We start from the raw sequence: 22,804 nt of genomic DNA on the forward strand, positions 1-22,804 counted from the left end.
AACGCTACCGCGCGCGCTGGACTCGCTTCTCGTCCCATACGGGCTCGGCTGCTTCGTAAACCTGCCCGGTGGCACCGAACACCAGGAATCGATCGAAACTGCGGGCGAACCACCGGTCGTGTGTCACCGCGATCACGGTGCCCTCGAATGCCGCGATGGCGTCTTCGAGCGCATCGGCCGACATCAGGTCGAGGTTGTCGGTCGGCTCGTCGAGCAGCAGCAGCGTGGCGCCGGAGAGCTCGAGCAGAAGAATCTGCACACGTGCCTGCTGCCCGCCCGACAGATTGTCGTAGGACTGTTCGGCCGCGCGCGCCAGACCGTATCGGTCCAACGCTCGGCCGGCAGCCTCACGGCCCATGCCGTCCCGGTGCTCGTTGCCCATGTGAAGAATCTCGAGCAGCGTGTTGCCGGCGAGATCCGGACGCGTGTGCGTCTGCGCAAACAGACCGGGCCGTACCCGGGCCCCGAGTACCGCTGTCCCGGTGTGCGGAACGGGCGCGAGTGCGAGTTCCTGGACCGGCTCGTGCTCCTTCTCGGGATCGGTGCCGCCGTTGGCGAGCAGACGCAGGAAGTGCGATTTGCCCGAGCCGTTGGAACCCAATACCGCCACGCGATCGCCGTACCAGATCTCGGTGTCGAACGGTTTCATCAGGCCGGTCAGTTCCAGGGCCGTGCACACGAGCGCACGCTTGGCCGTTCGACCACCGCGCAACCGGACGGTGACGTGCTGCTTGAGCGGCACAGCCTCGGGCGGTCCGGCCTCCTCGAATTTGGCCAGTCGCGTTTGCGATGCGTGGTAGCGGGCGGCGACGCCGTCGTTGAACTTCGCCTTCTCGCGCAGACGCAACACCAGCGCGCGCAGTTTGACCAATTCCTCGTCCCACCGCCTGCGCAGTTCGTCGAGTCGCGCGTTCCGGTCTTCCCGCGCTGCGTGATACGTCGCGAACCCACCGCCGTGCACCCACGCGGTGGCCCCGCTCACCCCCTGCTCCAGGGTCACGATCCGGTTGGCAGCGTTGGCGATGAGCTCCCGGTCGTGGCTGATGAACAGGACGGATTTGTCGGAGTCGCGAATGGTCGCTTCGAGCCAACGTTTGCCGGGCACGTCGAGGTAGTTGTCCGGCTCGTCGAGCAGCAGCAGATCGTCGGTGCCGGCGAACAACGACTCGAGCACGAGCCGCTTCTGCTCACCGCCACTGAGCGTCGAAGCCGCGCGCCACTTCGCGCGATCGAACGGCATACCGAGCGCAGCCGTGGTCACCTTGTCCCAGAACGGTTCCAGATCGTAGCCGCCCACGTCGCCCCAATCGGACAGGGCCTGCGCGTACTTCATCTGGGTCTTCTCGTCGTCGACCTCGATCATCGTGTTCTCGGCGGCGTCGAGCGCAGCAGCTGCGGACCGCACGGCTGGGGACGCGACCGACAGCAACAGATCACGCACCGTCGAGTCGTCTCGCAATTGCCCGACGAACTGCCGCATCACCCCGAGCGAACCGGAGCTCGACACCGCGCCCTCGTCGGGAGCCTCGTCGCCCGCCACGATGCGCGTCAACGTCGTCTTACCGGTTCCGTTGGGCCCGATCAGTGCGGTCTTGGCACCATCGCCCACCCGGAAGCCGACGCCGTTGAGCAGCTGCCGTCCGTCGGGCAGAAAGTACACGATGTCGTTGAGTTCGAGATGGGCCACAACGAACCAGCCAACCTCATAAGCCCCTCGATGGCCAATCGTTTTCGCCCGAGCCTGGCGGGGATGCCTGCTCTAGGCGAGCGCCAGGCTGGACGTTCGTGTCAGGACCTGCTTCCCGGCGTCGTCGACGTGGGCATGGTGGACCTGCAGTCGCGCCGAGTCGCCGTGCAGGGTCAGCAGCATGACCCCGTTGTCGAACCACGGGCCCGCCTCGGCCTGCCACTCGACACCCGACGGGCCCACATGGGCGGCCCGTGCGAGCTTCGACAGAATCCTCGCCGCCGGGCGTTTGACGGCAAGTTTGTTGACCGCGCGGATCGGCAGATTCAGCGGATTGCGGAACGGAGACATCGTCAGCTGATACGTCGCAGGCACGTCGCGCCCGCCGACACCGAAGTCGGCGTTGGCGACGTACGAGCAGTGCACGTCTCCCGAGAGCCACATGATCGACGCGGGCTTGTCGTCACCGCGCGAGAGCTCACGCGTCAGGGCTGCCATGTCGTTGAACGAGTTGGTGAATGCGGCCCAGTGCTCGAGGTCGAGTCCGATTCGCATCTTTTCGGCCACCTTGGCCGACCTCGGCCCCCAACTCCCCTGTGCCACAGCCTCGTTCCACTGTTCTAGATGATGCAGTGCCGGCAGCATCAGGTACGGCAGTGACGATCCGAACAGCAGGTGTCGGGGCGTCGTCTCGAGTGCGCGCTCGCGGACCCACGCCCATTCCTTCTCGTCGACCATTTCGCGGTTGTCGGGGTCGAGATTTCGTGAGCAGCGTGAGTCGATCATGATCAGACGGGTGTCGCCGAAATCTCGATAGAAGCTCCACCGGCCGGTCTCGGGGGCTCGATCGACACGTAACGCGAAGTCGGCCAACAGTTTCTCGCGATCCGCATCGGTCTCGGCGGAGCGAACGGCGGCGTACATCTCGTCCCCCGCCAGTTCTTTCGGCGAGAGATTGCCCAGATGTTGATACACCCAGTACGACGAGTACGCCCCGATCACACGGTCGTTCCACCACGGCCGGGTCTCGATGTCACGACGCCAGGAGGCCGACGAATTCCAGTCGTCGCGCAGATCGTGATCGTCGAGAATCATGCACGACGGGATGCTCGCCAACAGCGTCCGCACCGGCTCGAGTCCCCACGATTCCCGATAGAGCCACGAGTACTCCTCGAAGTCGCAGATCTCGTTCTCCGCGTCGGTGCCGATGGCACTGGTCGGTCCCTCTCCCGACTCCCGTCGCGCCTGCAGTCGTTCGACTATCTCGGGCGACGGGTCGTCGGCGTACACCTGGTCACCCAGAAGCAACAGGGCCTGGGGCCACTGGCCCGGATCCTGCTCGATGAGGGCAGATCCGAGCCCGGCGAGTGCATCGGCACCGATCGTCTTCAGAGACTTCGCGCTGTAATCGTCACCGCGCCGACACGACCCGAACGCAAGCGTGACCGGCCCCGCTGCGTCCACGGTGTGGATGCTGGCTCGCTTGCCGTCCTCCGGCCACACCCTGTGCTCGTCGACGAACACCTCGTAGCTCACCGGCGCGTTGGCGGCCAGGCCCTCGAGTGGTACGAGCGCGAAGTGGTGACCGTGCACTCCCCACGTTCGTTCCGATGCTCGGACGCCGACATCGGTGACGACGGTGACGGTGCACGGGTGCGCCATCTCGAACCACAGGGTCGCGGTCTCGGTGCCGACATAACGAACGATCGGGCCGAGTAGAACCAGACTGTCGGAACTCATTCGACCCACAGTGCCCTCGTCGGCTCGCTTTCGCCAGTCAGTGCGACAGATCCGCCGGTTCTTCGTCCGTCGCGGCCACCGCGACGACCACGGTGGCACCGACTGCCTTCGGAACCAGCAGCCGCCGCGCCGAGCCGGCCAACAGAGCCGACGCTTCCGCGACGCTGGCAGTACCGACTGCGTCTCGCACCCGGTCCGACCCGGATTCGGTGACGACTGCAGACAGGTCCGACGCCGAGAACGTCGCTCCTCGAACACCCATTCTCGACGCGATCGCTGCCACCAGTTCTGCTTTTCGGTCGATCGATGCGATGCTCACCACCGACCAGTTCTCGTGCATCACCTCGGTGATCGCCTGCAGTACCTCGTCGGGTCCGACCCCGGCTCGGGCACCGATTCCGATGACGACGCCATGCTTCACACGCACGCGTAATCGTGTGCGGCAGAAACGAATCGCGTGATGGACTCGGGGTTCCCCGCCGCGTGTGTGTGCAGATACGACGCGTGGACACCACCCTGCACGAAACCCTCGCGTGCGGCGGTTCTGCCGTCGACCCCGTGCTTGTGCCAACCCCACGCCGCCGGTGCGCTCTCTCGGACGTCCACCAGTTTCGTTCGGTGGAATTCGTGGCCGGTGACGCGACTACCCGCGTCGAACAGCGTCGACGATTCGAGGGCGACGGCATCGCGGTACCCGAGGGTGAGCGTGTTCCCGAATTCCGCGTCGACGTCGACTACCCCGGCCATGGCGTGGCCGTCCAATCTCCGTGCGAGATAGAGCAACCCGGCGCATTCGGCATGGATGGGCAATCCGCGGGCTGCAGCTGTCCTGATATCGGCGAGTAGCACTTCGTTCGCCGCGAGGGCGGCGGCATGCTCTTCCGGGAACCCGCCGGGAAGTACCACTCCTGCTGTGCCCGAGGGTAATCCGTCGCGCAGCGGATCGAAGACCGCAACGTCTGCGCCGGCGGCCCGGAGCAGTTCGACGTGCTCGGTGTAGCCGAAGGTGAACGCCGGGCCGCCCGCGACAGCGATCACCGGTGCGCCGCCGGACGGTCTGACCTCGAGCGCAGGGTTCCAGGCCGGGACGGTCACCGACGAACGCGCCAGAGCCTCGACCGCCTCGATGTCCACGAACTGTGCGACCAATGCACTCATCGCGTCGACCGCATCGGTAGCGGCACCGCCGTGCTCCACCGCGGTGATAAGCCCCAGATGCCGTGACGGAACGACCAATTCACTCATCCTCGGCAGGGAGCCCAGAACCGGAACACCCACTCGTTCGCAGGCCTGTCGGAGCACCTGTTCGTGCCGATCACTGCCGACGCGGTTGAGGATCACACCGCCGATCCGCACACTCGAGTCGTAGGTGGAAAATCCGTGCAGCACGGCGGCGAGGGATTGACTGTGCCCGCGTGCGTCCACCACGAGCACCACCGGCGCGCCGAGCATGGCCGCCACTCGCGCGGTCGAGCCCTCGGCGGACGCCTCCCCCGGACCGGTCATGTCGATCTTGCCGTCGAACAGGCCCATGACGCCTTCGACCACTGCGATGTCGCAGCCGCTGCTGCCGTGTAGAAACAGTGGGCCGATGCGGTCGGCACCGACCATGACCGCGTCGAGATTTCGACCGGGCAGGCCCGCGGCGAGCGAGTGGTAACCGGGATCGATGTAGTCCGGGCCGACCTTGAACGGAGCGACCCGACGGCCGGCACCGCGCAGGGCACCCATCAGTCCGGTGGCGACCGTCGTCTTTCCGCTGCCCGACGCGGGTGCCGCGATCACCACGGCCGGACACGACCGGTTCACCATTCGATGCCCCGCTGCCCTTTGCGACCCGCATCCATCGGGTGCTTCACCTTGGTCATCTCGGTGACGAGGTCGGCGGCCGCAATCAACTCCGGCGGAGCGTCGCGGCCGGTGATGACGACGTGTTGGTTGCCCGGCCGATGTGTCAGCACCTCGACCACCTCCGCGACGTCGACCCAGCCCCACTTGAGTGGATAGGTGAATTCGTCCAACACGTAGAAGCGATGGGATTGCTGCTCGATGCGCCGTGCGATCTCACGCCAGCCTTCGGCCGCGGCGTCGGCGTGGTCGACCTCGCTGCCCTTCTTGCGAGTCCACGACCACCCCTCGCCCATCTTGTGCCATTCCACAGCGCCGCCGATTCCGGTGCTCTCGTGCGCGTCGCCCAGAGCACGAAATGCCGCTTCCTCGCCCACCTTCCACTTCGCACTCTTGACGAACTGGAACACGCCGACGTCGAAACCCTGGTTCCAGGCTCGCAACGCCATTCCGAACGCAGCGGTCGACTTCCCTTTGCCGGGACCGGTGTGGACGGCGAGCACCGGCAGATTGCGGCGCTGACGAGTCGTGAGGCCGTCCTCCGGAACGGTTCCCGGAACAGGTACTCCCTGTGGCATCGCGTGTCCTCCTACGCCGCTGCGCGAACGACGGCGGTGACCTGCTCGGCCGACAGGTCCGCGAGCGCCACGTATCCGCCTCCGAGACAGCCGGCGAAGTCCGCGGCCAATCCCAGGCGCACCATGCCCGACTCGCAGTCGACGACGACCGACGCGATCTTGTCCGCCGCGATGCGGCCGGCTGCGATTCGCGCCCGACCGACGGGATCGGTGCCGCCCGTGGCACGCCCATCCGTCAGAGCGACCACCAACGCGCGCCGCAGCGGGTCTCGAACCTTCTCGCGCAGCACCAACTCTCGCGCGGTCAGGAATCCCTGCGCCAACGGAGACTTGCCCCCGGTCTTCATCTTTCGCAGCCGCGTCACAGCGACATCGACCGAGGACGTCGGCGGCAGTACTGTCTCGGCCTCGGTGCCGCGCACGGTGATGACCGCGACCTTGTCGCGCCGTTGATAGGCGTCACGGAGCAGTGAGAGCACCGCACCCGTCACCGCCGACAGTCGATCTCGCGCAGCCATGGATCCCGACGCGTCGACGACGAAGACGATGAGGTTGCCCTCGCGTCCCTCCTTGACGGCTCCGCGCAGGTCCTCGGGCGCCAGTCGCAGCCGACCGGACGTGCGCCCACGCACCACCTGCTGCTCGGCTGCCGCGAACAACGTACCGATCAGATGCAGACCCCGGCCCGGTTCGACGGTGGGACGAACCGACCGTCCGTACGAGGACCTCGACCGCGAGCGCCTACCCGGAGCACCTTCACCGACCCCGGGAAGCTCGATGAGCCGCGCCTTGAACTGCGCGCCCGGCGTTCCTGCCTGCCGGTCGCTGCCCGCACCGGTCGGGGCCTTCTCCTGGCTGTCGGCCGGTTCCTGCGGCGCATCGGATTCCGTACTCGACGGCGCGTCGGAATTATCCGCCGCGTCGGGCTTCGGTGCTCCGCCGTCACCGTCGGGATCCGGTTCCGGCTCGGGATCGGGTTGCTGCTCGGCCTGTTCGGCGGCGTCGCGCATGGCGTCGTCGAGCTGCTTGTCGTCTATACCCGGCTCGTCGAAGGGGTCGCGTCGACGCCTGTGCGGTAGCGCCAATTCGGCCGCGACGCGCACGTCCTCCTCGGTCACCTCGCTCGCACCTCGCCACGCAGCGTGGGCCGAGGCCGTACGCGCGACCACCAGGTCTGCGCGCATACCGTCGACGTCGAACGATGCGCACAGCGCGGCGATGCGCCGAAGTTCCTTGTCGCTCAACACCACATCGTCGAGGATCGTGCGTGCGGCCACGATCTGCGCTGCAACGGCGGCGTCCTCGTCGACGTACGCTGCCGCGAACGCGTGGGGATCACGCTCGTAGTTCATACGCCTGCGCACGACGTTCATGCGCACGTCCACATCACGCGACGCGGTGACCTCGACCGCCAGACCGAATCGGTCGAGCAACTGTGGCCGGAGCTCTCCCTCCTCGGGATTCATCGTGCCCACGAGGACGAATTGTGCTGGGTGAGAATGCGATACGCCGTCTCGTTCGACGTGTACGCGACCCATCGCCGCCGCGTCGAGCAGGACGTCCACGAGATGGTCGTGCAACAGGTTCACTTCGTCGACGTAGAGCACGCCGCGGTGTGCCGCTGCGAGCAGGCCGGGTTGGAATGCTCGTTCCCCGTCGCGCAGTACCTTCTCGAGGTCGATGGACCCCACCACGCGGTCCTCGGTCGCTCCCACCGGAAGCTCGACCAGCTTGGCCGGGCGGGCACCGTCCTCGTCCTCGACGGCAGGCAGCAGAGTTGCGAGCGCGCGAACCACCGTCGATTTCGCGGTCCCCTTCTCGCCGCGCACCAGCACACCGCCGATACCGGGGTGCACCGCGCACAGGATCAACGACAACCGCAGCTGATCCTGACCGACGATCGCACTGAACGGATACCCCGGTTCGGGGACACTGCTCTCTCGCTGCACAACCAATTCCCTTCGTGCTCGGAGTTCCGCGCCGAGCGTTCGGTGAACTACACGAAGCCGGGCGGCGATCTGGCTGACAGGAGAACACTCCTGATCACAGTGGCGGGACCGCGCCTGATTCTCACAGGACTTCTCCGCACTCGACTTCGAACGGAACACTACCGCCGAACGAACGAATGCCACACACGCCTGGACGTGTGTGGCATTCGTAGCTTCGGATCCGAACGGGCTGTTACGCCTCGCTCCAGGCGGTGCCGCCACCGCGACGCATCGGAGTGTGCGGAATACCGTCCTCGAGTACTTCCTCGCCGTCGGGCAGGAAGCCGTGCTTGGCGTACATGTCGACGAGGTAGCTCTGCGCGTTGATCCGGCACGGTGCCGAACCGACCTCGGCCAGGGCGGCCCGCAGAATTCGTGTGGTGTGTCCCTGTCCCCTGGCCGAACGCTGGGTGCACAGGCGGCCGATACGGAACGCCTTCTCGCCGTCGTCGTGCTCTTCGAGCAGACGCAGAGTGCACACCACTTCACCATCTCGTTCGAGCCAGAAGTGCCGCGTCTCGGTCAGCAGGTCGCGTCCGTCCAACTCCGGATAGGCGCATGCCTGCTCGACCACGAACACCTCGACACGCAGCTTCAACAGGTCGTACAACGTGCTGTTGGACAGGTCTAGTGCCCACGATCGTTTGAGAGCTGCTGCTTGCGTATTCATACCTTTTGCTATCACACACCCGTGTGCTGTGCGAGCTCACGCGAACTTTCCAGCTCCAGCGTCTTCGAGGTCCAGGCCCAGACCTCGTCGAACAGCGAGCTGTTCTGAGCCAGTTTGACCCCCAGGGACGGGACCATTTCCTTGAGCTTGGGCTGCCACGCGTCGTACTTGTCTCCGAAGCACCGCTGCAGCACGTCCAGCATGGCCGGTACGGCTGTCGATGCGCCGGGAGAGGCACCGAGCAGGCCCGCAATGCTGCCGTCGGCAGCGTTGACCACAGCGGTGCCGAACTCGAGAACGCCACCGCGTCCCTTCTTCCGGATCACCTGCACACGCTGACCGGCCGTGACCAGCTCCCAGTCCTTGGCGACGACGGTCGGCGCGAACTCCCGCAGAGTCTCGACCCGATCGGCCTGCGACTGAGCCAACTCGCTCACCAGGTACTTCACGAGCCCGAGCTCGGTGACGCCGACGCCGAGCATCGACATCAGGTTGCCCGGCTTGACCGAGCCGGGCAGATCGGTGATCTTGCCCTGCTTGAGGAACTTCGGTGACCATCCCGCGTACGGTCCGAACAACAATCCCTGCTGGCCGTTGATGACGCGCGTGTCGAGGTGCGGCACCGACATCGGCGGTGCTCCCACCGAGGCCTTTCCGTAAACCTTGGCCGAGTGTTGCTCGATCAGCTCGGGGTTGGTGCACCGCAGCCATTCGCCGCTTACGGGGAACCCGCCGAAGCCCTTGATCTCGGCGATGCCCGACTTCTGCAGCAGGTGCAGCGCGCCGCCGCCCGCCCCGACGAACACGAACTTGGCGTTGACGGTCTTCTTGGCACCGGTGCGCTGGTTCGCCACCTTGACGTCCCACGTGCCGTCGGACTGCTTGGTGATGTTGCGCACATCGTGCCCGAAGTGCACGGTGCCACCCGCCGCGGACAGGTAGTTCAGCAGCTGCTTGGTGAGTGCACCGAAGTCGACGTCGGTGCCTTCCTGACTCCAGTTGAGCGCAACCGGATCGGAGAAGTCACGGCCACGAGCCATCAGCGGCAGTCGCGCGGTGAACTCGTCCTTGGAATCGATGTACTCCATGCCGGCGAACAGGGGGTTGCCGACGAGCGCCTCGTAGCGCGCCCGCAGGTACTTCACGTTGTCCTCGCCGTGCACGAAGCTCACGTGCGGGATCGGGTTGATGAAGTTCTTGGCGTCGGAGAGGACGCCGGTTTCGATGCCGTGGGCCCAGAACTGCCGCGAGACCTGGAACTGCTCGTTGACGTTGAGCGCCTTGGCGATATCGACGCTGCCGTCCTTGTTCTGCGGCGTGTAGTTGAGCTCGCAGAGCGCCGAATGCCCGGTGCCTGCGTTGTTCCACGCGTCGCTGCTCTCGGCCGCTGCGGCGTCGAGACGTTCGTAGACGTCGATCGACCAGTTCGGCTCGAGCTGACGGAGCAGCGCACCGAGGGTGGCGCTCATGATTCCGGCACCGACCAGAACGACGTCGGTCTTGATCCGCTTACCCTGCTCATCTGTGGACACTGGAGAATCGACTTCCTTGTCTGTAAAGGTCTCGGCCGGTGGCGGTATCGGTCCGAGAACTCTTCTGTAGAGGGTTACTCACCCGATGCGGTCAGGTTACTAGCTGGGCCTACCCCATCGGACACCACGTCAACCTGCTCTCGATTGTGCTCCTCGGACGCTGTCGGCGGCGCCCACTACAGTTGTGATCTGTGACTACCTGGGTTCCCGATGTCCTCGGCGACGGCTACGAACAGACGACCATCCCACTCGGAGACGATCCGGACGGCGAGGGCCAGGTCGAGGCCACTCTGGTGCGGTATCAACCGCCGGGTGTCGCCAACTTCGACCGCGCGGTGATCTATGTCCACGGATTCACCGACTACTTCTTCCAGCGACACATCGCCGAGCATTTCGCCGCCAAGGGATACGCGTTCTACGCGCTCGACCTGCGCAAATGTGGACGATCGCGCCGTGAGGGCCAGACTGCACACTTCGTGACCGATCTGGCGATGTACGACGCCGAGCTGAACGAGGCGCTGAGCCTGGTGCGCGCCGAGCGCGCGGACGCGCCGGTGCTGCTGATGGCGCACTCCACCGGTGGCCTCGTGTTGCCGCTGTGGCTCAACCGTCTCAACCGTCAGGAAGGCGGCTCGTCCGGGTTGGGCCTGGCAGGCGTCGTCCTCAACAGCCCCTGGTTCGACCTGCAGGGCCCGCCTGCGATACGTAGCGTCGGTACCGCGGCGATCGACGTCATCGGCAGATTCCGGGCCAAGACCCCGGTTCCCGGGGGCGGCTTGGACACCTACGGCCTTTCCCTCGCGGCATCGGAGCAGGGCGAGTGGGATTACGACCTGGACTGGAAACCCCTCGCCGGCTTCCCCATCACCTTCGGCTGGATCCGTGCGGTCCGGCACGGGCATGCCGAGCTGCACCGCGGCCTCGATATCGGAATTCCCTCGCTGATCCTTCGCTCGAAAGTGACGCATTTCTCTCGCCGCTACAGCTCGGCCGTCGACGCGGCCGATGCCGTTCTCGACGTCCGGCAGATCGCCCGTTGGGCCGGCTGCCTGGGTGATCGAACCTCCATCGTCCCCATCGAGGGCGCACGCCACGACGTCTTCCTGTCCACCGAGGGCCCTCGCGCCCAGGCCTTCGAGGAAATGGACGAATGGCTCGAGTGGTTGCACCGAGGAGAGAAGACCGACCACGCGTCGGGCAAGGATCACACCGAGATCGGACACATTTCATGACTGAGCACTTCGACGTCGTCATCATCGGCTCCGGCTCGGGAAACTCGATCGTCGATCAGAGGTTCGACGACAAGAAGGTCGCCCTGATCGAGGAGAATTCGACGTTCGGCGGAACCTGCCTCAACGTCGGCTGTATCCCCACCAAGATGTACGTCTACGCGGCCGAGGTCGCCCGTACCGTGCGAGATTCCGCCAAGTACGGCATCGATGCACACGTCGACGCCGTCCGCTGGCCGGACATCGTCGAGCGGGTCTTCGGACGCATCGACCCCATCTCCGAGGGCGGTAAGCGATACCGGGCCGAGGGCAGCCCCAACGTGACGCTGTTCCAAGGTCACGCGAGCTTTGTCGGGCCGCGCACCATCGACACCGGAACCGGCACGACCATCACGGCCGACCGGATCGTCATCGCGGCCGGCTCGCGTCCCATCGTGCCGCAATCGATCGAAGATTCCGGTGTCGACTACCACACCAACAACGACGTCATGCGTTTACCGGCACTTCCCGAACACCTCGTGATCCTCGGATCCGGTTACATCGCAGCCGAATTCGCGCACGTCTTCTCCGCACTCGGGTCGAAGGTGTCGATCGTCGCCCGCAAGGATTCGCTGCTGCGCGCTTTGGATGCCGATATCGCGAAGCGATTCACCGAGCTCGCCCGGGCCAAGTGGGACGTTCACCTCGACTCCGGTGACACGCGCGGGATTTCCGAGGGCGGACTGCACGGCGTCGAACTCTCGGACGGCACCAAGGTCCTCGGAGACGCGTTTCTCGTGGCCGTCGGCCGTCAGCCCAACGGCGACCGACTGAATCTCGGTGCTGCCGGGATCGAGCTGGACGACGAGGGCCGCATCGTTGTCGACGAGTTCGGCCGCACCACCGCCGAGGGCGTGTTCGCACTGGGCGACGTCTCCTCGCCGTATCAGCTCAAGCATGTGGCCAATCAGGAAGCGCGCGTCGTCCAGCACAACCTGTTGCAGGACGCCTGGCACGGCGACACGTCCGCGTTGCGTACCTACGATCACCGCTTCGTTCCCGCTGCCGTGTTCACCGATCCGCAGATCGCGGAGGTGGGTATGACCGAGGAACAGGCCCGAGACGCAGGGCTCGACATCACGGTGAAGGTCCAGAACTACGGCGACGTCGCCTTCGGCTGGGCGATGGAGGACAGCGAAGGGCTGTGCAAGATCATCGCCGAGAAGGGCACCGGCAAGATACTCGGGGCTCACATCATCGGAGCTCAGGCCCCGACTCTCATCCAGCCGCTCATCCAGGCGATGAGCTTCGGACTGTCCGCCCAGGACATGGCCCGTGGTCAGTACTGGATCCACCCAGGACTGCCCGAGGTGGTCGAGAACGCCCTCCTGGGCCTCGACCTGTAGGTTTCGATCACCAGGGGCTGGTGCGGAGCACGATCTCCGTGGCCAGCGCCGCCGGGGCGTCGGCCGCGACATGTTCGACGCCGTCGAGCGCGACGACCCGAAAGTCCGAGTAGACGAAGCGGCCGCTGTTGTCGGCGGACGGACGCATCTCGGAGTTGCCGATGACCAGGGTCGTCGGCAACTCGATTGCGGGGCAATCGGCGTCCCGCACGATGCCCCGATGGTCGGCGATCGCCGGGTGGCAACGATCCACGGCGATGAGGCTGGCAAACCGACCGAAAGTCTTCGCCGCCAGTCTCCAGGCCGATTCCGCACCGGCACCGCTCCCGACGAGGTGGACCCACGACAGCTTCAGCTCGTCCAGCAAGGCGAGAACAGCGTCGTCCCCCACTCCGTCGATGTCTTCCACCGCAACGGTTTTCAGATCCGAGTTGTGCAAGCGCTCGCTCACCGAGTCGTAGCCATCGACCGAATCGCCGATGTCCGGCAACAGGAGCACGGCGTGCCGACTGTCCGGTCCCGCTACTCGTACCGACACAGACCCGCCCGCAGCACTCACATGCGTGAACTCCATGGGGACGACGGTACTGCCTCTTGCCAGAACCACGCACCGGTTCTATGGTTAGTTACATGAGTAATGAACCAGTGAGGTACCGAACCTCGCCGCCGCGGCGGTGGCTCTGATGGACGAGGGCAGGCCGATCTTCCTGCAGATCGCCGAGCTCGTCGAGAACTCGATCATCGACGGCTCCCTGGCCGAGGAAGAACAGGTTCCCTCCACCAACGAGCTCGCCGCGTTCCATCGCATCAATCCGGCCACAGCGGGCAAAGGGCTCGCGAAGCTCGTCGCCGACGGCGTCGTCTACAAGAAACGAGGGATCGGAATGTTCGTCACCACAGGCGCACGGGACGCACTCCGGTTCCGTCGACGCGATCTGTTCGCCCGTCAGTACATCGACCCGCTGGTCACCGAGGCACGCAAGCTCGGAATGACCGTGGACGAACTCAAGACCATGCTCGACAACTGGGAGGCAGCGCGATGAGCATCCACGATATCGGTACGCCCGACGAACTCCGCCGCGTCGTTGCGTCGGCCACACACCTGACCAAGAAGTTCGGCTCGTTCACCGCCGTCGACGACGTGAGCTTCGAGATCGAACGCAACAAGATCTACGGCTTCCTCGGCCGCAACGGAGCAGGCAAGACCACCGTCATGCAGATGATGACCGCCCAGATGCGCGAAAGTGATGGTGAGATCTCGGTATTCGGCGAACGCCCGTGGGAGAACCCACGCGCTCTGAGTCACGTGTGCTTCGTCAAGGAAAGCCAGAAGTATCCCGACGATTTGAAGGTCAAGAACGCCATTGCGCAGGCCTCCCACATTCTTCCGCACTGGGACAACGACTTCGCCGCCGAATTGCTGCGCGATTTCGACCTCCCGTTGGGTCGCAAGATCAAGAAGCTCTCTCGCGGAATGACGTCGGCACTCGGAATCGTCATCGGTCTCGCGTCCCGAGCGCCACTCACCTTCTTCGACGAGCCCTACCTGGGGCTGGACGCAGTCTCACGACACATGTTCTACGACCGGCTGCTGGCCGACTACGCGGAGAACCCCCGAACGGTCGTTCTGTCGACACACCTCATAGACGAGGTCAGCAATCTGATCGAGCACGTGATTCTCATCGACAAGGGAAGAATACTGCTCGACGCCGAGTCGGACGATCTGCGCGAGAGAGCATTCGAGATCACCGGTCCGACCGAGGCTGTCGACCGGTTCGCTGCAGAGCATCGAATCTTGCACAGAACTGCTCTCGGCTCGACAGCCCGAGCGACGATCGACGGGCGACTGAACGATCACCAGCAATCCCTCGGCGTGGCGTCCGGTCTCAGCATCGAACCGATTCCGTTGCAGCAGTTGATCATCGATCGAACCACTGCCCATTCCGGCTCTATCCACGAGTCGACCACCGCCGAGGAGGCCTTGTCATGAAGCGCATATTGAACGTAGCTCGGGTCCACAACACCTCCTGGGCAACCACATTCGCGTGGCCCCTGGGAATTCTCGTCGCAGTGTTCGTGATCACCTACGGCATCTTCTCGGTCGTTCCGGAAAGCGATTCGGATTTCAGCTTCAGCGGCGGCGTGTTCTCGGTCTATGGGTTCGCTATTGCCTTCTACGTCACGGCTATCACCCAGTGCTTCCCGTACGCCCTGAGCCTGAGCATCACACGTCGCGAATTCCTCACTGCGACAGCACTGGTGGGGGTAGCACAATCGGTCGCCCTCGGCACGATCGTCTACCTGTTGTCGGTCGTCGAAGCCGCGACCGGCGGCTTCGGGCTGAAGATCCGCATGTTCGGTCTGGCCCGCTACGCCACCGACAACCCGCTCCTGCAGTGGCTGACTCTGGTGATCGGGCTACTGCTGATCGGGTCCATCGGGGCGTTCGTCGGAGTCGTCTACCGGCGCTTCCGCACGAACGGTCTGTTCACGCTCGGACTCGCCGGCCTCGTCGTCTTCGGAGGCGGCGCGATCGTGATCACGTGGCAGAACTGGTGGCCCGACGTCGGGACTTTCTTCACCGACACCCCACGCGTGCTTCTGCTGGTGGTCGTTCCGCTCGTGATCACCGGGATCTTCTCGACCGTCAGTTGGATGGGCTTGCTCAAAGCATCTGCGTAACGATCTTTTTCGTCGAGCCGTCGACGCCGTTCTCTATCAGATCGAGAACGGCGTCGATATCGATGTTGCTGTCCACCAGATCCGCCAGCAGATCCAACTGCTGTTCGCGAAGGGCCGCAACCGACGTGTCGGATGCAACCTCGAATCCTGCGCGACCCGCCTTCCCCGCCACCCAGGCAAGAAAGGATCGACGGAAATCACCGGATTCGAGGAGTCCGTGCCAGTGAGTTCCCACGACACCGCCACGCACACTGCCCTCGCCGACGCCCCCCGCGGTCGTCAGCAGGGCATCGTCTTCGTTCCGGACCACTCGTCCATGGTGAATTTCGTACCCCCGCACGGGATCCGAGCCGAATGTGACGGAACGACCACTCACCTGCACGAGTACCTTCTCGGCCGCGAATTCGATGTCGAGATCGAGCAATCCCAGTCCCTCGACCGTTCCGACGCCTGACTCCACGGAATCAGAGATGGTTCGGCCCAACATCTGGTAACCGCCGCAGATGCCGAGAACCGGCCTCCCCGCAGCGGCGCGCTCGGAAAGGGCACGAGCAAGACCGGTGCGCCGCAACCATTCCAGATCCGACACCGTGGACTTGCTGCCGGGGACGACCACCAAATCCGCATCCTCGAGCCGAGAAGGCTCGGTGACCCAGTGCACCGACACTCCGGGCTCGCACGCCAGCGCCTCGACATCGGTCGTGTTGGAGATCCTCGGCAATCGCACCGCCGCCACCCGCAGCCACTGCGAGCCGAGCGGAGGACGGGGCCTGCCCACGGGCGCATCGGGAACGGTGCCGAGCGAATCCTCCGCGTCCATCCACAACCCGTCGGCGAACGGAACGACTCCGTACGTCGGCCGACCGGTCAACGCCCGCAACTGGTCGAGCCCCGGTGCCAACAGAGCCGGATCACCCCGAAACTTGTTGATCACGAACCCTGCCACGAGAGCCTGATCCTCGGGTGACAACACCGCCACCGTCCCGAACAGGTGCGCCAGCACTCCCCCGCGGTCGATGTCGCCCACCACGATCACCGGCAGCGACGCCGCCCTCGCCAATCCCATGTTGGCCAGATCGGTGGCGCGTAGATTGATCTCAGCCGGTGACCCGGCACCCTCGCAGATCACCACGTCGAATTCGGCACGTAGCGAGGACAACTCGTCGGCGACCACATGCCGGAGCGCCTGCCGATGTTCGATGTAGTTGCTCGCACTCACCTGGGCCACCGCACGCCCGCGCACCACCAACTGCGACGTCCGATCACTGCCGGGCTTGAGCAACACCGGATTGAACCGCACGCTGGGCTCGAGGCCACAAGCGGCCGCCTGCATCGCCTGAGCCCGGCCGATCTCGCCGCCGTCCAACGTGACGACCGAGTTGTTCGACATGTTCTGCGCCTTGAACGGGGCCACCCGAACACCCCGCCGCGCCAGCATCCGGCACAGGCCGGCGACCAACACACTCTTGCCTGCATCGGAGGTAGTGCCGGCGACCAACAGAGCGCCTTTCACGGCAGTATCAGATTTCTATTCACTCCGCAGGCTCCGCTCACGGCAGTGTCAGGATCTCGCAACCCGTCTCGGTCACCACGAGCGTGTGCTCGAACTGTGCGGTCCACTTCTTGTCGTGCGTGACCACGGTCCAGCCGTCGTCCCACATCTCGGCGTTGATCGTGCCCAGGTTGATCATCGGTTCGATGGTGAACGTCATGCCCGGCTCGATGATGGTCTCCACCGACGGCTGGTCGTAGTGCAGCACGACGAGGCCGTTGTGGAACGTCGTACCGATGCCGTGGCCGGTGAAGTCCTCCACCACGCCGTAGCCGAAACGGTGCGCATAGGACTCGATCACTCGCCCGACCACGTTCAGGGCGCGCCCCGGCTTGACCGCCTTGATGGCCCGCATCGTCGCTTCGTGTGTCCGCTCGACGAGCAGGCGCGCCTCCTCGGACACGTCACCCGCCAGGAACGTCGCGTTGGTATCGCCGTGCACACCGTCGATGTACGCGGTGACGTCGATGTTGACGATGTCCCCGTCCTCGATCACCGTCGAATCGGGGATGCCGTGGCAGATGACCTCGTTCAGCGAGGTGCAGCACGATTTCGGAAAACCCTTGTAGCCCAACGTGGACGGGTAAGCGCCGTGGTCGACCATGTACTCGTGTGCAATACGGTCGAGCTCATCGGTGGTCACTCCCGGTGCCACGGCCCGGCCCGCTTCCTGCAGAGCGCGAGCCGCGATCTTCGACGCCACGCGCATCTTCTCGATGACCTCGGGGGTCTGCACCCACGGCTCGCTGCCTTCGTTCACGGTCGACTTCCACGCGTATTCGGGTCGCTCGATCGACTTCGGCACGGAGAGGACGGGCGAGACGACGCCTGGCACGAGTGGCTGACGGGGCTTGCTCTCGGCGGTGACAGACATGCCGTCCAGAGTAGTCGTCGCAACCGTGTCCAGAAGAACCAGCGCTGCTGGTCGAGGCCACCGAATCCGCAACCGCGCGACGGGATATGATCTGGGTCACGTTCGCCGTCGACGTACCCGAACCGAGGAAGGAAGCGTCGTGGTCCATTCCAGTCTGTTGCGCCCCCGGGACGGCGATGCCCTTCGCGCCGAACTACGCCAGGTCGCCGCGACGTCCGCCGTGCCCGTCGTGTTCGGCGGGGAAGTGTCCTCGGAAACGCTGCACCTGAGCGAATTTCACGGCACCCGCACGCGTGGGCTGGACGGGCTCGCCATCCCGCCCAGGTCCGGTCTCGGTGGCCGGGTCATGGACCAACGTCGGCCCGCGGCCGTCAGTGATTACGGCGCGTCGATGTCGATCACCCATCACTTCGACCGGCCGGTCCTCGGCGAGGGCCTCAAGTCGATCCTGGCGGTGCCGGTTGTCGTCGCCGGAGCAGCCCGCATGGTGATGTACGCAGCGGTGCGAGAACGCGGCCCCCTCGGTGATCGAGTCGGCGACATCATGACCGCCGCAGCCCGGCGCCTCGGTCAGGAGATCGCCATCCGGGACGAGGTCGACCGCAGGGTGCGCCTCATGGAAAGTGCGCGGGCCACGTCGGACGGGAACCTCTCGCGGACGGCCGAGTTGCGCGGTGTGCACGACGAGCTCGCCGAGCTCGCTCGGTCGATCGGAGACGCGGCGGTCAAGCACAGACTGGACGCGGTCACCGCGCGACTGGCAGCAACGCTCGGTCGGACAGCGAACCAGGACAGCGACTCCGGCGACTCGCAGGCATTGACGCCACGCGAGATCGACGTCATCTCGCAGGTCGCGCTCGGTTGCACCAACGTCGAAGTCGCGGCACGGCTGTCGATCGGTGCCGAGACGGTCAAGTCCTATCTCCGCAGCGTGATGCGAAAAACCGACTCGCACACTCGATACGAAGCGGTTCTCGCGTGTCGTCGACTCGGGCTGTTGTCGGGCTGAACCCGGCCCACCGGCGTAGCGCTCAGTACCCCGGCGGAAGCTGCTCGAACATCTCCCGGGTGACGGCGACCGCATTGTCCGAGCTGCCGCCGCGTACCACCAAAGTCGCGAAGGCGATGTCGCCTCGGTAACCGACGAACCACGAATGCGATCCGCCCTCGACCTCTGCTTCTCCGGTCTTGCCGTACACCTCGCCCTGGTCGGCGATCCGTTCTGCGGTGCCGCTGGTGACCACCGAGCGCATCATGCCGCGTAACCCGTCGACCATGGCAGGTTCTATCGGTGGATGATCGCCGGTGATGGCGGTTTCCCGTCCGACCAGAAGATTTGGAACCGGTGTGGAGCCGTGGGCAACCGTCGCGGCGGCCAGTGCCATCCCGAAGGTCGAGACGACCACCTTGCCCTGGCCGAATCCGTCCTCGGTGCGCTGGACGAGTTCTTCCGCGGGCGGGACCGAACCGGAGTCGGTCGGCAACCCCACGACGTCGTAGTCCGGACCGACGCCGAACTGGGACGCGGCCACGGTCAACGCGTCGGGCGACATCTCGCTCGCCAGCTTCGCGAAGGAGGTGTTGCACGATCGGGTGAACGCGGTGCTCATGGTCACGTCACCGAGAGCGAACTCGTTGTAGTTGGGGACGCTTCGTTCGCCGATCTCGATACGACCGGGGCACGGAACGGTGCTCCCCGGGGTCGCGAGTCCGCTGGAGATCGCCGCCCCGGCGGTGATGATCTTGAACGTCGAACCCGGTGGGTAGAGACCGGCCGACGCGACCGGTCCGTCCCGATCGGCGGCCGGATTCTGCGCCACAGCGAGGATGGCCCCGGTGGACGGCTGAATGACCACCGTCATGGCCTGCTCGGCCCTGGCGTTCACTGCTCGTTGGGCCGCGACCTGAATATTCCGATCGAGGCTGATCGAGAAGGACGGTGCCGGCTCGGGCGGGGTGTCGGTGAGGACGTCGATGTCGACGCCGTTGCGGTTGCTGGTCACCACGCTCCAGCCGGCCTTGCCGTCGACGTCGTCGATGACGGCCTTCTTCACCTGGCCCACCAGGTCCGGCGCGAAGGTGGGGTCGGTGGACACGAGATCCGATTCGTCGGACGCCGTGACACCGGGGATCTCGGTCAGCGCCGCCGAGATGGGTTCGAAGTCGCTGTCTCGCAGCAGCGCCACCGGGTAGTCGCCGTCGACGGAAGTCGCCGACTCCACGATCGACTGGGCCGTGATCGACGCGTCGAACGGTGTCAGCAGTGTCGACAACGCCGTCGCCGAGGCCACGACGTTGTTCGCGGCCGACGCGTCGAACTTGATTCGATGTACGACCCCGGGCACCAGGACGTCGGTGCCGGAGCGCTCGTTGACCCGAGCGCGTGGTGCAGCCGTCGAGCGCAAGGCCATGGTCTGCGTGTCACCGAGCTTCGGGTGGATGTCCGAGGCGGTCCACCGCACCACCCACTCTCCCGCACTCCGACCCATGTTCAGTTGGCCGTCGTACGTCCACACCCGATCCTTGGGCAGCTGCCAACGATAGGTGTAGCCGACTGTGGCGGTGTCGCCGTCGACTCGAACCGACGTCGTCTCGGCGTCGAGGGCCTCCGCTTGCAGATTGGTCCACGCCTCGCGCAGCGCAGTGGCTGCGGCGTCCGGCTTGTCGGTATCGGCGGCGGCCGTGGGGATGTCGTTGGCCTCGAAGGCCGCGAGGAATGCCTGAGCTGCGGGCTCCGGACCGTCGGGCTTGGGTGTACACCCAGTGAGGCAGGCACCGACGACGGCACCGATCACGGTCACCACGCCCAGCCGTCCGCGCATCCAGGTCGCATCACGTGATCTCATTGCGCCCCATCGTAATACGGCCGGTGCGTCGACCACGGCAACGAATCGCGTTTCGGGACAAGCCGATCGAGCGACCGTTCTCAGTCCAGCAGCACCGTGGTGAACGTCGCCACTTGCGTCAGACCGATTTTCGCGTAGGCCCGGCGCGCGACGTAGTTGAAGCTGTTGACGTACAGGCTCGCAGTACGCCCCTGGCGGACGACCGAGTTCACCACGGTCGCCGTTCCGGATGCACCCAGGCCGTGCCCGCGTCGGTCCGGGTGCACCCATACTCCCTGGATTTGCCCGACCGTCCCGGACTGCGAGCCGATCTCGGCCTTGAACACCACGCGGCCGTCCTCGAATCTGGCCCAGGCACGTTGCGCTGCAATGAGACTGGCGATCCGACGCCGGTATCCCCTACCGCCGTCGTTCAGTCGCGGGTCGACGCCGACCTCTTCGATGAACATGGCAACGGCTGCGGTCAGATACACGTCCAGCTCGTCGGGTCGAACGAGCCGAACGAGAGGATCATGCGAGATGGACGACGGTACCGACGTGGCCAACAACGGTTGCTCACCGCGTACCTCTCGCGCCGGACCCCAATCCGTCTCGAGCATTTCCCACAACGGAAGCGTCAACTCCGCTCTGCCGACCAACGACGAGCACAGACGCGGCCCACGGCACGCGCGGTCCGCGAAGGAACGAAGATCGTCGCTGGAACCGAGCAACGGAACCAGATTCGCACCGTAGAAGCACAGCGACTCGTCCGGACCGCCCCTGCTCCACATCTCGCCGTGGAACGACCTCGGATCGAGGCCCGATTCCTGCACACGCGCGGCGACCATGCAGGTTGCAACGGGGTCGGCGTCGAGCACCCGGAGCACGTGCGCGACGTCCCGATTACCGAGAGGCTTCGCACCGAGGAGCTTGAGCACCTACCGACCTCCTGACCCACCTACCGCGTACGCACCGATTCTGAAGCGAATCATTCCAGACAATGTGTTCCCCCGGTGGCAGAGCGGCAAACCGGACGCCGAACAGGTGTACCCGCTCAGCTGACGGTGACCACCGGCGCGCCACCGCTGGCGATCTCGTCCTTCTCGAACTCCTCGGCGATGCGCATCGCTTCCTCGATCAACGTCTCCACGATCTGCGCTTCGGGGACCGTCTTGATGACCTTGCCCTTGACGAAGATCTGGCCCTTGCCGTTGCCCGACGCGACACCGAGGTCGGCGTCGCGGGCCTCGCCCGGCCCGTTCACGACGCAGCCCATGACCGCGACGCGTAGCGGGATCTCCATGCCTTCGAGTCCCGCAGTCACCTCGTCGGCGAGGGTGTAGACGTCGACCTGTGCGCGACCACACGAGGGGCAGGACACGATCTCGAGTTTGCGCGGGCGCAGATTGAACGACTGCAAGATCTGGTTTCCCACCTTGATCTCCTCCGCCGGCGGTGCCGACAGGGAAACTCGGATGGTGTCGCCGATGCCCTTGGACAGCAGGGCCCCGAATGCCACAGCGGACTTGATGGTCCCCTGGAAAGCCGGCCCCGCTTCGGTGACACCGAGGTGCAGTGGGTAGTCGCACTGTGCCGCCAACTGCTCGTACGCAGCGACCATGATGACGGGGTCGTTGTGCTTGACCGAGATCTTGATGTTGCCGAAACCGTGCTCCTCGAACAGGCCTGCTTCCCACAGCGCAGATTCGACGAGCGCCTCGGGTGTCGCCTTGCCGTACTTCTTCATCAGCCGCGGGTCGAGGGAGCCGGCGTTCACACCGATGCGGATCGGAATGTTCGCGTCACCGGCCGCCTTGGCGACCTCCTTGACGCGGCCGTCGAACTCCTTGATGTTGCCCGGGTTGACGCGCACCGCTGCGCACCCGGCGTCGATGGCCGCGAAGATGTACTTCGGTTGGAAGTGAATGTCGGCGATCACCGGAATCTGGCTCTTCTTGGCGATGATCGACAGCGCGTCGGCGTCGTCCTGTGTGGGGCACGCAACACGAACGATGTCGCAACCCGACGCCGTCAGCTCTGCAATCTGCTGCAGGGTGGCGTTGATGTCGTGGGTCTTGGTGGTGCACATCGATTGCACCGAGATGGGGCTTTCGCTTCCGACACCCACCGACCCGACCTGGAGCTGCCTGGTCTTTCGACGTGGCGCGAGTACGGGCACCGGCGGTGCGGGCATTCCCAATCCGACTGACACGG

At 65.3% G+C, this 22,804-nt stretch carries 20 protein-coding genes and 1 riboswitch; of the genes, 6 read left to right on the top strand and 14 right to left on the bottom strand.

Translation table 11 applies throughout. The annotated features are described in order from the left end of the window. Nucleotides 1–4: 4 nt before the first annotated feature. The 8 genes from VF34_RS18205 to mqo all read right to left on the bottom strand — a co-directional run bounded on the left by VF34_RS18205 (nucleotide 5) and on the right by mqo (nucleotide 10,043). Nucleotides 5–1,687 (bottom strand): ATP-binding cassette domain-containing protein, encoded by a 1,683-nt coding sequence (locus tag VF34_RS18205; RefSeq protein WP_045841844.1) that lies wholly within the window; start codon nucleotides 1,685–1,687, stop codon nucleotides 5–7. Nucleotides 1,688–1,759: 72 nt separating this feature from the next. After that, nucleotides 1,760–3,427 carry a DUF7800 domain-containing protein gene (locus VF34_RS18210; protein ID WP_045841845.1) on the bottom strand — a complete coding sequence of 556 codons (1,668 nt, stop codon included), beginning with the start codon at nucleotides 3,425–3,427 and terminating at the stop codon, nucleotides 1,760–1,762. 37 nt (nucleotides 3,428–3,464) lie between these two features. Beyond that, nucleotides 3,465–3,854 (bottom strand): cobalamin biosynthesis protein, encoded by a 390-nt coding sequence (locus tag VF34_RS18215; protein ID WP_052059733.1) that lies wholly within the window; start codon nucleotides 3,852–3,854, stop codon nucleotides 3,465–3,467. Further along, the gene (locus VF34_RS18220) at nucleotides 3,845–5,239 is read right to left on the bottom strand and encodes a cobyrinic acid a,c-diamide synthase CobB (protein ID WP_045841847.1); all 1,395 of its coding nucleotides are present in this window, start codon (nucleotides 5,237–5,239) and stop codon (nucleotides 3,845–3,847) included. The genes VF34_RS18215 and VF34_RS18220 overlap by 10 nt, the downstream gene beginning before the upstream one ends. Beyond that, on the bottom strand, nucleotides 5,233–5,853 hold the full coding sequence (gene cobO, locus VF34_RS18225; protein WP_045841848.1) for a cob(I)yrinic acid a,c-diamide adenosyltransferase: 621 nt from the start codon (nucleotides 5,851–5,853) through the stop codon (nucleotides 5,233–5,235). Before cobO ends, VF34_RS18220 begins: the two co-directional genes overlap by 7 nt. 11 nt (nucleotides 5,854–5,864) lie before the next feature. Further along, nucleotides 5,865–7,802 carry a magnesium chelatase subunit D family protein gene (locus VF34_RS18230; RefSeq protein ID WP_045841849.1) on the bottom strand — a complete coding sequence of 646 codons (1,938 nt, stop codon included), beginning with the start codon at nucleotides 7,800–7,802 and terminating at the stop codon, nucleotides 5,865–5,867. Nucleotides 7,803–7,856: 54 nt separating this feature from the next. Continuing rightward, a riboswitch (adenosylcobalamin-variant (AdoCbl-variant) riboswitch) is annotated at nucleotides 7,857–7,949 on the bottom strand. Nucleotides 7,950–8,034: 85 nt separating this feature from the next. After that, a complete protein-coding gene (locus tag VF34_RS18235; protein WP_027496727.1) occupies nucleotides 8,035–8,511 on the bottom strand; it encodes a GNAT family N-acetyltransferase in 477 nt (158 codons plus the stop codon). 11 nt (nucleotides 8,512–8,522) lie between these two features. After that, nucleotides 8,523–10,043, bottom strand: coding sequence for a malate dehydrogenase (quinone) (mqo, locus tag VF34_RS18240; protein WP_027496726.1), 1,521 nt, complete (start codon nucleotides 10,041–10,043; stop codon nucleotides 8,523–8,525). Nucleotides 10,044–10,234: 191 nt separating this feature from the next. On the opposite strand from mqo, the gene VF34_RS18245 reads away from it, so the two are divergent. Together VF34_RS18245 and mtr are read left to right on the top strand one after the other, a co-directional pair. Next, nucleotides 10,235–11,275 (top strand): alpha/beta hydrolase, encoded by a 1,041-nt coding sequence (locus VF34_RS18245; protein WP_032383400.1) that lies wholly within the window; start codon nucleotides 10,235–10,237, stop codon nucleotides 11,273–11,275. Next, nucleotides 11,272–12,657: a mycothione reductase gene (mtr, locus tag VF34_RS18250; protein WP_032400577.1), complete on the top strand. Its 1,386-nt coding sequence runs from the start codon at nucleotides 11,272–11,274 to the stop codon at nucleotides 12,655–12,657. Before VF34_RS18245 ends, mtr begins: the two co-directional genes overlap by 4 nt. A 7-nt stretch (nucleotides 12,658–12,664) precedes the next feature. Here the strand turns inward: mtr and VF34_RS18255 are convergent, their stop codons facing one another. Continuing rightward, a complete protein-coding gene (locus VF34_RS18255; protein ID WP_027496723.1) occupies nucleotides 12,665–13,231 on the bottom strand; it encodes an alpha/beta fold hydrolase in 567 nt (188 codons plus the stop codon). A gap of 106 nt (nucleotides 13,232–13,337) precedes the next feature. Here VF34_RS18255 and VF34_RS18260 point away from each other — a divergent pair, with 106 nt between their 5' ends. Genes VF34_RS18260 through VF34_RS18270 form a run of 3 tightly spaced genes read left to right on the top strand, consistent with a single transcriptional unit; the run spans nucleotide 13,338 to nucleotide 15,339 of the window. Then, complete coding sequence (locus tag VF34_RS18260) at nucleotides 13,338–13,700, top strand: GntR family transcriptional regulator (RefSeq protein WP_027496722.1); 363 nt, start codon at nucleotides 13,338–13,340, stop codon at nucleotides 13,698–13,700. Next, nucleotides 13,697–14,647: an ABC transporter ATP-binding protein gene (locus tag VF34_RS18265; RefSeq protein WP_032390104.1), complete on the top strand. Its 951-nt coding sequence runs from the start codon at nucleotides 13,697–13,699 to the stop codon at nucleotides 14,645–14,647. Before VF34_RS18260 ends, VF34_RS18265 begins: the two co-directional genes overlap by 4 nt. Next, complete coding sequence (locus VF34_RS18270) at nucleotides 14,644–15,339, top strand: hypothetical protein (RefSeq protein WP_027496720.1); 696 nt, start codon at nucleotides 14,644–14,646, stop codon at nucleotides 15,337–15,339. The genes VF34_RS18265 and VF34_RS18270 overlap by 4 nt, the downstream gene beginning before the upstream one ends. Here the strand turns inward: VF34_RS18270 and VF34_RS18275 are convergent. Beyond that, nucleotides 15,323–16,852, bottom strand: coding sequence for a cobyric acid synthase (locus VF34_RS18275; RefSeq protein ID WP_027496719.1), 1,530 nt, complete (start codon nucleotides 16,850–16,852; stop codon nucleotides 15,323–15,325). The genes VF34_RS18270 and VF34_RS18275 overlap by 17 nt on opposite strands. 37 nt (nucleotides 16,853–16,889) lie before the next feature. Continuing rightward, nucleotides 16,890–17,765: a type I methionyl aminopeptidase gene (gene map, locus VF34_RS18280; protein ID WP_045841850.1), complete on the bottom strand. Its 876-nt coding sequence runs from the start codon at nucleotides 17,763–17,765 to the stop codon at nucleotides 16,890–16,892. Between the two features lie 139 nt (nucleotides 17,766–17,904). Between map and VF34_RS18285 the strand changes: the two genes are divergently transcribed. Continuing rightward, on the top strand, nucleotides 17,905–18,774 hold the full coding sequence (locus tag VF34_RS18285; RefSeq protein WP_032383405.1) for a helix-turn-helix transcriptional regulator: 870 nt from the start codon (nucleotides 17,905–17,907) through the stop codon (nucleotides 18,772–18,774). 22 nt (nucleotides 18,775–18,796) lie between these two features. Here the strand turns inward: VF34_RS18285 and VF34_RS18290 are convergent, their stop codons facing one another. The 3 genes from VF34_RS18290 to ispG form a co-directional block, all read right to left on the bottom strand. Then, complete coding sequence (locus tag VF34_RS18290; protein WP_156158543.1) at nucleotides 18,797–20,587, bottom strand: penicillin-binding transpeptidase domain-containing protein; 1,791 nt, start codon at nucleotides 20,585–20,587, stop codon at nucleotides 18,797–18,799. Between the two features lie 104 nt (nucleotides 20,588–20,691). Beyond that, on the bottom strand, nucleotides 20,692–21,528 hold the full coding sequence (locus VF34_RS18295) for a GNAT family N-acetyltransferase (protein ID WP_027496715.1): 837 nt from the start codon (nucleotides 21,526–21,528) through the stop codon (nucleotides 20,692–20,694). 116 nt (nucleotides 21,529–21,644) lie between these two features. Next, nucleotides 21,645–22,784 carry a flavodoxin-dependent (E)-4-hydroxy-3-methylbut-2-enyl-diphosphate synthase gene (ispG, locus tag VF34_RS18300; RefSeq protein ID WP_032370959.1) on the bottom strand — a complete coding sequence of 380 codons (1,140 nt, stop codon included), beginning with the start codon at nucleotides 22,782–22,784 and terminating at the stop codon, nucleotides 21,645–21,647. Nucleotides 22,785–22,804 lie beyond the last annotated feature (20 nt).

The organism is Rhodococcus sp. PML026, from assembly GCF_000963615.1.
GTDB classification, from domain to species: Bacteria; Actinomycetota; Actinomycetes; order Mycobacteriales; family Mycobacteriaceae; genus Rhodococcoides; species Rhodococcoides fascians.

Coding starts and splice junctions, on each gene's coding strand:
- VF34_RS18210 (WP_045841845.1), bottom strand. CDS start 3,427: ATGAGTTCCGACAGTCTGGTTCTACTCGGCCCGATCGTTCGTTATGTC.
- VF34_RS18220 (WP_045841847.1), bottom strand. CDS start 5,239: ATGGTGAACCGGTCGTGTCCGGCCGTGGTGATCGCGGCACCCGCGTCG.
- cobO (WP_045841848.1), bottom strand. CDS start 5,853: ATGCCACAGGGAGTACCTGTTCCGGGAACCGTTCCGGAGGACGGCCTC.
- VF34_RS18235 (WP_027496727.1), bottom strand. CDS start 8,511: ATGAATACGCAAGCAGCAGCTCTCAAACGATCGTGGGCACTAGACCTG.
- mtr (WP_032400577.1), top strand. CDS start 11,272: ATGACTGAGCACTTCGACGTCGTCATCATCGGCTCCGGCTCGGGAAAC.
- VF34_RS18255 (WP_027496723.1), bottom strand. CDS start 13,231: ATGGAGTTCACGCATGTGAGTGCTGCGGGCGGGTCTGTGTCGGTACGA.
- VF34_RS18265 (WP_032390104.1), top strand. CDS start 13,697: ATGAGCATCCACGATATCGGTACGCCCGACGAACTCCGCCGCGTCGTT.
- VF34_RS18270 (WP_027496720.1), top strand. CDS start 14,644: ATGAAGCGCATATTGAACGTAGCTCGGGTCCACAACACCTCCTGGGCA.
- map (WP_045841850.1), bottom strand. CDS start 17,765: ATGTCTGTCACCGCCGAGAGCAAGCCCCGTCAGCCACTCGTGCCAGGC.
- VF34_RS18290 (WP_156158543.1), bottom strand. CDS start 20,587: ATGCGCGGACGGCTGGGCGTGGTGACCGTGATCGGTGCCGTCGTCGGT.
- ispG (WP_032370959.1), bottom strand. CDS start 22,784: ATGCCCGCACCGCCGGTGCCCGTACTCGCGCCACGTCGAAAGACCAGG.